The sequence below is a fragment of the Parachitinimonas caeni genome (assembly GCF_030129945.1).
Classification (GTDB): domain Bacteria; phylum Pseudomonadota; class Gammaproteobacteria; order Burkholderiales; family Chitinimonadaceae; genus Parachitinimonas; species Parachitinimonas caeni.
Genome location: NZ_JARRAF010000016.1, coordinates 41024 through 52867, shown reverse-complemented (window position 1 = coordinate 52867; position 11844 = coordinate 41024). Strand labels below are relative to the sequence as shown.

General features: G+C 56.9%; 12 protein-coding genes. 4 read left to right on the top strand and 8 right to left on the bottom strand.

What is annotated here, in order from left to right; genetic code table 11:
* Window positions 1–53: 53 nt before the first annotated feature.
* Together PZA18_RS14160 and PZA18_RS14155 are read left to right on the top strand one after the other, a co-directional pair.
* Complete coding sequence (locus tag PZA18_RS14160) at window positions 54–614, top strand: GNAT family N-acetyltransferase (protein WP_284101508.1); 561 nt, start codon at window positions 54–56, stop codon at window positions 612–614.
* Between the two features lie 344 nt (window positions 615–958).
* Window positions 959–1765, top strand: coding sequence for an AraC family transcriptional regulator (locus PZA18_RS14155; protein WP_284101507.1), 807 nt, complete (start codon window positions 959–961; stop codon window positions 1763–1765).
* 13 nt (window positions 1766–1778) lie between these two features.
* Here the strand turns inward: PZA18_RS14155 and PZA18_RS14150 are convergent, their stop codons facing one another.
* From PZA18_RS14150 to PZA18_RS14120, 7 genes are all read right to left on the bottom strand, one after another.
* Window positions 1779–3362: a M64 family metallopeptidase gene (locus PZA18_RS14150; RefSeq protein ID WP_284101506.1), complete on the bottom strand. Its 1584-nt coding sequence runs from the start codon at window positions 3360–3362 to the stop codon at window positions 1779–1781.
* A gap of 225 nt (window positions 3363–3587) precedes the next feature.
* Complete coding sequence (locus tag PZA18_RS14145; RefSeq protein ID WP_284101505.1) at window positions 3588–5306, bottom strand: alpha/beta hydrolase family protein; 1719 nt, start codon at window positions 5304–5306, stop codon at window positions 3588–3590.
* 280 nt (window positions 5307–5586) lie between these two features.
* Entirely contained in the window at window positions 5587–6567 is a 981-nt protein-coding gene (locus tag PZA18_RS14140) for a fumarylacetoacetate hydrolase family protein (protein WP_284101504.1), read from the bottom strand.
* Window positions 6568–6648: 81 nt separating this feature from the next.
* A complete protein-coding gene (phhA, locus tag PZA18_RS14135) occupies window positions 6649–7539 on the bottom strand; it encodes a phenylalanine 4-monooxygenase (RefSeq protein WP_308447388.1) in 891 nt (296 codons plus the stop codon).
* Window positions 7536–8084: a VOC family protein gene (locus PZA18_RS14130; RefSeq protein WP_284101503.1), complete on the bottom strand. Its 549-nt coding sequence runs from the start codon at window positions 8082–8084 to the stop codon at window positions 7536–7538. Before PZA18_RS14130 ends, phhA begins: the two co-directional genes overlap by 4 nt.
* The gene (hppD, locus tag PZA18_RS14125; protein ID WP_284101502.1) at window positions 8081–9166 is read right to left on the bottom strand and encodes a 4-hydroxyphenylpyruvate dioxygenase; all 1086 of its coding nucleotides are present in this window, start codon (window positions 9164–9166) and stop codon (window positions 8081–8083) included. The genes PZA18_RS14130 and hppD overlap by 4 nt, the downstream gene beginning before the upstream one ends.
* 344 nt (window positions 9167–9510) lie before the next feature.
* Window positions 9511–10197 (bottom strand): ArsR/SmtB family transcription factor, encoded by a 687-nt coding sequence (locus PZA18_RS14120; RefSeq protein WP_284101501.1) that lies wholly within the window; start codon window positions 10195–10197, stop codon window positions 9511–9513.
* Window positions 10198–10270: 73 nt separating this feature from the next.
* Between PZA18_RS14120 and PZA18_RS14115 the strand changes: the two genes are divergently transcribed.
* Together PZA18_RS14115 and PZA18_RS14110 are read left to right on the top strand one after the other, a co-directional pair.
* Window positions 10271–10609, top strand: a complete 339-nt coding sequence (locus PZA18_RS14115) for an NIPSNAP family protein (protein WP_284101500.1) — start codon at window positions 10271–10273, stop codon at window positions 10607–10609.
* A complete protein-coding gene (locus PZA18_RS14110) occupies window positions 10606–10950 on the top strand; it encodes an antibiotic biosynthesis monooxygenase family protein (protein ID WP_284101499.1) in 345 nt (114 codons plus the stop codon). Before PZA18_RS14115 ends, PZA18_RS14110 begins: the two co-directional genes overlap by 4 nt.
* Window positions 10951–11028: 78 nt before the next feature.
* On the opposite strand, the gene PZA18_RS14105 is transcribed toward PZA18_RS14110, so the two are convergent.
* Entirely contained in the window at window positions 11029–11826 is a 798-nt protein-coding gene (locus PZA18_RS14105; protein ID WP_284101498.1) for a transporter substrate-binding domain-containing protein, read from the bottom strand.
* Window positions 11827–11844 lie beyond the last annotated feature (18 nt).

Here is an 11844-nt window from a genome sequence, read left to right as displayed (position 1 = left end):
CGTTTTCAAATCGCCAGCCCTGCCGAGGGCTGGCGTTAACCAATTTGCCATGCATGATAGAAGCTGACTCCCCCTTCCCCACCTTACATACCCCGCGCCTGCATTTGCGCGAGATGATTGAGAGCGACGCCGAAACGCTTCTTGCCATTCATGGCGACACGGAAACCATGCAATGGTTTGGCACCGACCCGCTCACCGAGCTGGCACAAGCGCAAAAGCTGGTGCAGACATTTGCCGGCTGGCGCAAGCTGCCGAACCCCGGCACTCGCTGGGGAATCGAGGATGTCGTCAGGGGGCAGCTGCTGGGTAGCTGTGGTTTGTTCAAGTGGGATAAAGGCTGGCGCTGCTGCAGTCTGGGCTATGAGCTGGCACGCAACGCCCAAGGCAAGGGATATATGCGTGAGGCACTGATCGCAATCCTCGACTGGGGCTTTCACAACATGGCGCTCAACCGGATTCAAGCCCAGGTTCACCCCGAAAACATCGCCTCGATCAAACTATTGGGCATCCTGGGCTTTGCCGAAGAAGGCCGGTTGCGCGAAGCTGGCTACTGGAACGGCCGCTATCACGACCTGCTGCAGTTTGGCTTGCTGGCAAGGGATTTCACCGGCTAGCACACTGACCTTCGGCCACGCTGGCAAACAGCACCATCCCTCCCTATCCTGAAGACTGTCGGCTTGTGCTCATGCACTGTCTGCCCAGACTCGCACACCGATACGTCAATTTCCGTTATCCAAGGTCTGTTGATATTTTGTTTCCGGTCGCGCCATACCCCACAACTCGGCCTGGCATAGCCGGAAACAAAACATCTGCAGCGCCAAATGAAGTCATGTCACCCGGCAGGCTTTTAGGCTCTGTTGACGTTTTGTTTCCGGAAATAAAATGTCAACAGAGCCAAAAACAAAAACACCGGGCCATACGGGCTACACCGAGGTCTGGATCGGAAAGGATATCAGCCATGAAGGAAGCCACCGCCGAGGAATCTGAAAGCGCTGTCAGCCCGGATAGACAGGCGCTGCATGTGGCAGCGCAGACGGCCATGCTGTTCGATGGCATGCCGGGATTTGCCTATGTGGTGAAAGATGCGGCAGGTCGCTATGTGGCGTTCAACCAATCGATTCTGCAGCGGGTCAAGGCACGCTGGCCAGATGACATACGTGGTCTGACGGCCGCCCAGATCTGGCCAGAGGCATTGGCGCAGCGCTATGTGGCGCAGGATCGCTGGCTGCTGGCACGCAGACTGCCCATCATCGACCAGATTGACCCCATCCTATACAACCACGGCGAAACCGGCTGGTGTAAAACCTGCAAGTACCCCTTGCTTGATCGTGATGGCCAGATGCTGGGCATTCTTTGCCTGTCACACGACCTGCCCGACGCCTCCCGACACGGCTTGATCACCCATCAACTGGCGGGTGTACTAGACCGGATCTCGATGCATTTTGATGAGAAGCTGCAGATTGCCGATCTGGCAAGCCAGGCGGGTCTGGGGCTTGAACAATTTGCGTTGCGCGTGCGCAAGATTTTTGGCATCAGCCCCGCCGAGCTGATCCTGCGCAACCGTATCCGCTCGGCGTGTGCCTTGCTGCGCCGGGGTGACGACACACTGAGCGATATTGCCCAGCAGTGCGGGTTTTACGACCACAGCCAGTTCAGCCGCCAGTTTCGCCGGATGATCGGCGTCAACCCTTCGCACTATCGCAAATGGTTGCAGACCCAGTCCGAACCGACCTGGGTCTCGTGGGAACCGCGCTGGCCAAACTAGGTTCTGTTGACGCTCACTTGGGGAATGTGTACTTCAAGGTATAGGCACCGCTTCCCGAACTGGCCCTGATCTTCGCGTAGTAATAGCCGGGGCTGCCGTTGTACTGCAGGGTCTCATTGGCACCAGGGCCGGTTGCCTGCGCAACGAGCGCCCAAGCTGAACCATTCCACCGATACAGATAAAGGTTGAAGTCTGCCGAGGCAGGCCCCGTCAGCTGCAGGGTGAACTGCCCGCCGCTATTGCTGCGATAACTGGTGCCATTCGGAATATTCACGCTCTGGCCGACGCTCAGACTGCCATTGACTGTGACGGGGCCATTGTTGCTGCCGCCGCCCGAGTAAGCATCGAACACGGCTGCCGCCCGGCGTTCGTTAACGGCATGCCAGGGCTGTCCCAACGCCCGCATGCGGGAATTTTCAGTTGGCCGGTATTTGCCAGTCTTGCAGTATTGGCCACCGGCAAACAGTCCGACCGTGCCATTGGCGTAGGTACCGGTTGGCGTCGGCACGGGCGTTGACGCATCAATCAGACTGCCCCACTTGATGCTGGCACGATTGGTCTGCATCGTTACATTGGCTTGTGCGGGTTCCTGGCTGGTATCACAGGTGCCATAGTCATATTCATCAGCCAATTTGAATGCAGTATGGCCAATTTCATGCAAGGCCAGCTCGGTTGCAGAGGGGTGCATGGTCATGGTGGCGATATTGCCGCCAGCCCCCCCATAACGGGTCGAATTGGCAATCACCACAATCACATCCCGCGCATCTGCAGCCAAGACCGGGCTGATTGCGCCGTATACCAAGTCCTCGTCGGCACAAACCAGCCGATCAAGCCCATAGCAGCTGATCTGCACCCCCAGTGCGGTGTTCTTGTAGATATTCTTGTCGGGCTCATCCACACCCGACTCGGCGCTGACGACATCCACCCGGCGGATGTTCATCTGATTCTTGTGCGCAGCAAACAGGGGGTCGGCCAACAGGCCATCTGTCACGCGCTGGGCATCTGCAGCCCACTTGGTCATCTCGGCACCGGTATAGCCATCTCCGATCAACACGATATCCATCCGCTGTGCAGCCGGGCCACTCACGTGCAGATCGGTTGCCGTCGCGGCGAAGCTACCCTCGCTGATATGTTTGCGCTGCAAGGCGGCATCCAGTGTTTGCCTGTCGAAAACCCGCCCACCCTCGGCAAAACCGTTGCCATTGGCGTGCCTGGGGACAACCACCACGCTGTCGAGTCCTGCCGGATTCGGCACACTCACTTCGAAATAAGCTCTGGGGCGGAGAATATCGCGGACAAATTCGATCTGCCCGGACTGCAGACTGAAGCCTTCTGCATGCAACCGGCCAGGATTATCTACTGGCAGCTCGAACAGGGTATGCCCCTGGGCATCGCGACCAACCAGCAGCAAATAATCCTGCCCGGCCGTGGTCAACCCCGGCTGGTGGCGAAACGAGCCGGACTGTGCGCCCAACAAAGTGAAATCCTTGCTGCCCGCAACGGTACTTTGCTCCATGCGCAGCAGCAGGCTGTCAGCAAAAACGGGAAGGGAAGTGGCCAGCGTCCCGGCCAAGGCAATCGAAAAGACCCGCTTCATCGTATGACCTCCTGATCCGACAGACGGCTCGGCCCATGCCGAGCCTGCCATCCATCATGGCCAATTGAAGATCAATGCGATTGTATGGAATTTCGTTTGCCTGACAAAAATCCGTGCAAATTTTTCGAATTGATTGATAGTCATCAAGGCCGACTATCAAAGCAGGCGATTTAGCCTGCCAAGTCACCGCCAAGCCTGTCTCTGCAAACCTCAGGTCAACAGAGCCTAGAGGGGTGCGCACAGATCGGTTGCCTCGATCTGCCAGCCCTCATTTTGCAACTGGCGTAGTTCAGACTGGCTGGTGACAAAGCGGTAGTTGATCGTCCCGTGCGCCGCGCGGTTATAAGCCCGGCTCACCCCCAGCGTTGCCAACGGGCATTCACCCTGAGCACCGGGCTGTGCCAGCTGAATCGGCCGTCCCAGATACAGCCAGTCCGGCAAGGTTCGCCCCCAGTCGCACAGGGCCTGGTCCGGCGTGTAATACAAACTATCCGCCCCATCGAGCACCCCGCCACCGGCGCGGTAAAAACGGCAGATGCTGGCAGGTCCGCCGCTTTGCCAGGCTTTGAAGCGCTGACCGGTGGCCGTCCATCCCTGGCTGGCATGTGCCATCAGCAGCTCGACCTCTGGTATATCCACAGCGCTTAGAAAATGACCGGTGCGGCTATTCACGAATTCCGATAGCACTACCTGGTTGGCTGAAAGCGGTGTGGGCAAGGTGCGGTCCATCACAATCTGATCCTGCAACCCGCCATCAACGCTGGCCATGCGCGTCAACCGCGTCAGCGCAGCCAGATCTTCCTTCAGATAAGCGTCGAAAAACGGGATCACCCAGCCATAAATGTCGTTGGCGTACTCTGGCAGATAACGGTGGGGCACGTCCTGCAGGGTAATCAGGTAGCGACTACCCTGCACTTTCCGCAAGGCATCTGTAGTCATATCCACCGGAGCCACCGGATCAGAGCTGCCCGAAATGGCCATGAATGGTCGCGTCACAAAACGGGCACCTTGCTGGCCGCGTCCGAATGCCGGCAGAAAGGTCTGACCCGAATAGGGCACAAATGCGGCAGCGGCCCGGATTCGGGGATCTTGCTCCACCGGGCGCGAATCCAGCTTGATGTTGCGAGTCAACTCAGCCCCCATCGCCAGCATCAGAGCTTCCCCGCCCAGGCTGCCGCCGAAACCGCCAATACGGTCAGGATGAATACGCTCGCGGTATCCTGGCCGTTGCAGCAAGTCTGTAATGGCGGCACGCAAGGTCAGCGGCCGCAGGGCCTGCAACTCCACATATTGGTTGAAATTCAGCAACATATCCGCCACGTCGCTGAAATTCTCGATCTTGACTTCCTTGATCCGCTTGTCGCCATGAAACGGGTTGAGCACGATGTAGCCGTAGCTGGCGAACCGGAAGATGCTCCCCAATGCATGCTCATTGAGCGGGCTTCCCCCCAGCCCATGACTGTAAACGATCAGCGGCAGACGCTCGCCGCCTTCGGCCAGCAGGGGCAGTTCCCCCGCACCATCCATATGGGGAATTTCCTGACCATCAGGCAAGCGATAGCTGGGGCGCGGATTATCGGCAATGGTTGGATAACACACCAGCGAGACAATCGGCAGTTCCTGATTGGCAAAGCGGGGATACAAACTGCCGTCATCCGGTATGCGCAACTTGAACTGCACGGCATCGTCAGGCCGAGCCAGCACCTGCGACAAATAGGTCGGCTGACCATCCTTACCATTCCACAACTGGTCCAGCGATGCCCCCAGACGATTGATGGCCCCCGCATCATGCGCCAGATTGCTGCAAGCCACCGGGTATGGCCCCGCTGTAGCGGGCGTTGGCACCACTTGCTGATGATTTGCTGCCGCAATAGCCAGCCCAGGCAACAAGCCGAGCATCAGCATCCCGCGAGAGAAGGCAGAAGAAAACAGTGGTTTGACCATGGCGAGAGAATCGAACGAATCGTTGACGGGGAAATACAGGCAGCAGGTGGGACACCGCCCCACTGCGAATGTTCCGATTAGGTTCCGTTGACGTCAGGTTTGCCGACCCCCCATCGCGAAGGTGATCAGACGAGGATGTCGAGCCAATATGGAACAAATACGCTGGAAAATACAAAGGCGGCCGCTTCAGCAAGCCAAGCCTGCTAAAGCGGCCGCCTGATGCAACAAGCGACCTATACGATTCAAGAAAGGGACGCGGCCCCTCGGGCCATAAACCCTATCAGGACACGAGCTGTACGGTTTGCTCGATGCTGCCAAAAATTGACTGGCCTTTATCGTCGAGCATTTCGATCTTCACGGAGTCCCCATGCTTGAGGAAAGGGGTCACCGGCTTGCCCTGCTCAATGGTTTCGATCATTCGTACTTCAGCGATACAGCAAAATCCTCGGGAACGATCCTTGTTGGAAATCGTGCCAGAACCGACAATGGAACCTGCACCCAGCTTGCGGGTGTTTGCCAGATGGGCAATCAGATCGGCGTGGCTGAACGTCATTTCCTCCCCGGCGTTGGGTTCGCCAAACCACTTGCCGTTAATCCAGGTGCGCAGCGGCAAGTGCAGCTTGCCTTCGCGCCAATGGCCTTCCAGCTCATCAGGCGTCACCGCTACCGGCGAGAAGGCACTGGCAGGCTTTGACAAGACAAAGCCAAAGCCTTTGGCCAGCTCATTCGGGATCAGTCCGCGCAAACTGACGTCATTTACCAGCATCACCAACTTGATGTGCTTCTGGGCATCGGCCGACTGGGTACCGATGGCCACGTCATCGGTAATGACAGCAACTTCCGCTTCCAGATCGGTTCCCCAGGCTTCATCCCGAATCGTGATCGCATCACGGGGGCCCAGCAGATCGTCCGAACCGCCCTGATACATCAGCGGGTCGGTGTAGAAAGAAGGTGGCATTTCGGCATTGCGCGCCTTGCGCACCAGTTCAACGTGGTTGAGGTAGGCCGAGCCATCCACCCACTGATAAGCGCGTGGCAACGGCGCTGCGCACTGCGCAGGGTCGAAAGCCTGGGCGCGACTTTCCTGGCCGGCATTCAGACGGTCAGAGGCCTCGCGTAATCTGGGCTCGATCTGCGCCCAGTCGTCCAAAGCGGCTTGCATCGTCCTGGCAATATCAGAGACTTCGACGCAGTGCTTGAGGTCGCGGCTGACCACGACCAGGCGGCCATCGCGGCCATGCTTGAGAGAGGCAAGTTTCATGTATCTAGTTTTCCGAGAGGCTGGCAGCCCGTCTTGATTAAATTGAACCCTTCCACCCCCTTGGCAGCGGAAGGGTTTCCATCAGCGTTTGGCGTCGTGGTAGACACCCGTGCCACGGTGCAGCACTTCGTCTTCTGGCGCGACGTCCCAAGGTTGCAGTTCTGGCTGCGCCTTGATGCGCTCATAGATCGGTGCAAAATCGATACGATCAAGCTCCAGCAACGCTTCGAGGTTATCCAGCACGAAATAGACTTCCTGAAAATCGTCGATGCGGTAATTGGTGCGCATCACCCGCTCCAACTCGAAGCGGATACGATTCGGCGATGGATCGTCGGTGCAGAAGAGGCTCTCGGTGTAGCTCGACGCGATGCCAGCACCATAGATACGCAGGCCGTTGCGCTGCCGAACCAGGCCAAACTCGACGGTATACCAGTAAACCCGGGCTAGTTGCTTGAGCATGCCCAGCTTCTGCGCCTTCAAGCCACCCACGCCATAAGCCTGGATATAGTCGGCAAATACCGGGTTCATCAACATCGGCACATGGCCGAACACATCATGGAATACATCCGGCTCTTCCAGATAGTCCAGCTCGTGCGGCTTGCGGATAAAGTTGCCGGATGGAAAACGCCGGTTGGCCAGGTGCTCAAAGAATACATCGTCAGGCACCAGGCCCGGCACCGCCACGACCTGCCAGCCGGTTTTCTTCATCAGCACTTCTGATAACTTCTTGAAGTTGGGGATTTCGTCCGGCCCCATCGGCAAGGCGTGCATACCGGCAACGAATTCGTCACAGGCGCGGTTTTCAAGCAGCTTGATCTGGCGCTCGTAGAGCGTCTTCCAAACGCCATGCTCCTCGGCGGTGTAGTTCTCCCAGCCCTGATCAATGGTCCAGTCCGGGCTCGGCGCTGCCAAGTCCGGATCGGCCATGCCATGCTTTACCTTCTCGGCGGGCGGTATTGCGGTCTGGCTCATGCCTGCTGTTCCTCAAACTCTCGTTTATGGAAGAAGGCAGCATGCTTGGGTGCACGCTTGGTCTGCGACCACTCCTCCAGCATGTCCCACTTCACTTCATCCATACGTTTGAGCATATTGGCCTCATCTGGGTCCGGACAAGCCAGCTCCAGGCGATGACCATTCGGGTCGAAGAAGTAGATTGAGTGAAAGGCGCCGTGATCGGTCACACCCAGCACCTCCACGCCATTCGCTTCCAGATGCGCCTTGTATTCGAGCAGCTCAGCGCGATCCTTCACCCTGAAAGCAATGTGCTGCACCCACACCGGCGTATTAGGGTCACGCCCCATTTCCGGCTTGGTCGGCAGTTCAAAGAAGGCCAGCACATTGCCATTACCGGCATCGAGGAAGATGTGCATATACGGGTCCGGCTCTTTGGTGGAAGGCACCAGATCCTCGGCAATCGCCAGCACAAAATCCATGTTCAGCATCTTCTGATACCAGAGCACGGTTTCCTTGGCATCTTTACAGCGGTACGCAACGTGGTGGATGCGATCAATCTTCATACCTGGGCCTCCGCCTTGATCACACCACGGCGAATCTGGTCACGTTCCAGCGACTCGAATAGCGCCTTGAAGTTACCTTCGCCAAAGCCTTCATCCCCCTTGCGCTGGATAAACTCAAAGAAGACCGGGCCAAGCATGGTTTCCGAGAAAATTTGCAGCAACAGACGCTTATTGCCGCCCTCGGTTGTGCCATCAAGCAAAATGCCGCGCATCTGCAGTTCCGACACTTTCTCGCCATGTCCCGGCAGGCGTTCTTCCAGCATTTCGTAATAGGTATCGCGCGGTGCGGTCATCAAGGGCACACCGGCTTCACGCAACATGTCGATGCTGGCAAAAATGTTGTCGCTCAGCAGGGCGATATGCTGGATGCCCTCGCCGTTGAACTGCATCAGATATTCCTCAATCTGGCCGGTGCCTTTGGAGGCTTCTTCATTCAGCGGAATGCGGATCATGCCATCCGGTGCGGTCATGGCCTTTGATGTCAGGCCGGTGTACTCACCCTTGATATCGAAGTAGCGGATCTCGCGGAAATTGAACAGATGCTCATAAAAATCCGCCCAGAACTTCATCCGGCCGCGATAAACGTTGTGGGTCAGGTGATCGACGATCTTGAAGCCGTAGCCCTTGGGGTGACGGTCTACGCCTTCGATGAACTCGAAGTCGATATCGTAGATTGACTTACCATCTTCGAACCGGTCGATCAGATACAGTGGCGCACCGCCAATACCCTTGATCGCCGGCAGCTTCAGTTCCATGGGGCCCGTCGGGATCTCAACGGGTTGGGCGCCCAGCTCCAGCGCACGGTGATAGGCATGGTGCGAATCCTTGACGCGGAAAGCCATACCGCAGGCGCTAGGGCCATGCTCAGCCGCAAAATAGGCAGCGTGGCTCTTCGGCTCGCGGTTGACAATAAAGTTGATATCGCCCTGGCGATACAGCAGCACATCTTTAGAGCGATGGCGTGCTACCAGCGTAAAACCCATCTTCTCGAACAGGGGTTCGAGCACATTAGGCTTCGGAGAAGCGAATTCAACGAATTCAAAACCCATCAGTCCCATGGGGTTGTCGAAAAGATCGGCCATGCTGTAATCCTCTATCCGGTTTTTGGGGAAGCGACGCGCCAACAGGCGCGCTTATTTGGTCTTAATGGCGAGAGGATACGAAACCGACCGCGCAATGTGATTGCGAAATTACCGGAAAAGCAGCGCAGCATTGGCATTAAATGCCAACAAACCGCAAAAATGCGCACCAAACCGCCAAGGCCAACCCGGCAGGGCTGAATCAAAACCCATAACCCGTGCAAAACCCCGCCCGCAACGGCTCTGGCAGGGGTGCTTCGGCCCCTCTTCGGCCCCTCTTCGACTTGTCCGGCCCTGGTCGCAGAGGCTGGGTCAGATTCAACGCTTGATCTTGAACGTCGGCAGTGTCAGGTTCCCGCTGACAGCCATTGCTCCAGTGCATGATGCCCTTGTGGATGAAAGCGGATGATGCGCGAGTCCTTATCCCTTTTTGCCCAGCCGAGTTCCAATACACGCGCCAACAGGGCGGCACCTAGACCACCGGCCAGATGATGTCGTCGCTCGCTCCAATCCAGACAGGGGCGGCAAAAACTACGATGGCGACATCGCAACTTATCAAGGTCTATTCCTAACTGTAGAAACCGCTTGCTGCCACACTCGCTTAGTACCAGACCATCCTCTGCGGCAATCAAGGCATCTGACCGCTTCAGACTATCGTAAACACGCACCCCTACCTCCCCTGCCAGATGGTCATAGCAAACCCGGGCATAGCGAAGGGCAGGTTCTCTCGGGCTGGAACGCAGGCGCACTGCGCCCGTTCGAAATGCCACTCCCATCAAAGATTCGAGTAACTGGGCGATATCCTCATCCGCCAACCGGTAGTACCGATGGCGGCCTTGCGCCTCTACTGTCAACAAACCTGCCTCTAGCAGTTTTGCCAGATGTCCACTCGCTGTCGCTTTACTGATGTTGGCGAGATTGGCCAGCTCGGTTGCAGTCATGGCGCGGTCAGCCATTAGCGCGGTGAGGATGTCAGCCCGACTGTGGTCACCAATCAAGGCTGCAATAACTACGATATTCGGTCCGTCTTTCATGGTTCGATCTTGGCCGAACCATCTAGATCTGACAAGCCGTTATCTTGGCGGACATCTCATTCAGGAGGCACCCATGATTACCTGTTTCATTCGTTATCAAATTGATCCCTTCCAGAGAGCGGCTTTCAGACAGTACGCCGAAAACTGGGGTCGTATCATTCCCCGCTGCGGCGGCCACCTGCTGGGTTACTTCCTGCCACATGAAGGCAGCAACGATATCGCTTGGGGCCTGATCGCCTTTGAAAGTCTGGCGGCCTATGAAGCGTATCGCGCCCGGTTGAAACAAGATGCGGAAGGCATGTCCAATTTTGCAATGGCTCAGGAGCTTCGGTTTATCCTGCGCGAAGAGCGTAGCTTTTGCGAAACTCTCGACAGTACCTTTTGCCGCCAACCCACAACGGAAACACCATGATTGCCGTGATATTTGAGGTAGAGGTTCCCGAGGAGCAACAATCCGCGTATCTGGCCTACGCCGCCACGCTTCGCACGCAGCTGGAGCAGATGGACGGGTTCATTTCAGTTGAACGATTCACCAGCATGCAGCACGCAAACAAGTTGTTGTCGCTATCGTACTGGCGGGATGAGGCGGCCGTGAAAGCCTGGCGAAATCAGGCAACGCATCGCGCAAGCCAAGTCGCCGGCCGGAATGGCGTGTTTGCCGACTATCGCTTACGGGTGGCAACGATATTGCGAGACTACAGCATGCACGAGCGCGATGAAGCGCCTGCCGATAGCCGCCAGCACCACGGCTAGGCGCGCAGCTTTCAGTGGCCCGCCTATCACAGGGGATATCGCCAGGAAGGATGTGATTACGCACACCCGTCCTGTGCATTAGCGATTGATCTTGAACGTCCGCTGCAGCTTGACGGCTGCCGATTCGCCAAACCAGCGGTTGAAGATCTTGGTGGCTTCGCCACTGGTTTCCGCTTCGCTCAGCGCATCGTTCACGGCTTTGAGCAGGCGCTTTTCCCCCTTGCGCACACCGACCCCGATCGCTTCGGAGGCAATCGGCACATCGGGCACTTCGTACTCATTCCGGTTCGGTAATTTGGCGAGATTCCCGAGCAAGGTTGCCTCCGGACCGGATACTGCATCACATTTACCCGCGACCAATGCCGAGAAAGCCTCGGCATAATCGGGTGGTGCCACAATTTTTACACTCTGCGAAATATCCTGCAGATATTTGGCATTGGTCGTACCGGAAGGTGCGCAAACCGACATTTTATCGAGCTGCAATAAATCGGTGAATTTGCCTTTTTTGGCGACCAGTTTCTGGGTGGAAACGTAATAACCAAAACTGAAATCCACTTCCTTTTCCCGCTCTGCGGTTTTGGCCAGAGAGGCCACGACGATATCTACTTTTCCTTCTTTCAGCACCTTGATGCGGTCTGCCGGATCGACGGTTTTGAATACCGGTTTCAAGGCGAGTTTATTGGCAATCCATAGCGCAAAATCAATGTCATAGCCCGAAACCGTCCCTTTGGCCTTATCGAAAAAGCCAAAAGGGGGTGAGCTATCCCGCACACCAATGACCAACTCTCCCTTGGCTTTCAGCTTGTCAAAATCATCCGCCATGGCCGGCATTGCCACCAGCGCAGCCAGCAAGGCCGCCATAATTTTCCTGTTCATACACTCTCCGCTTCATGT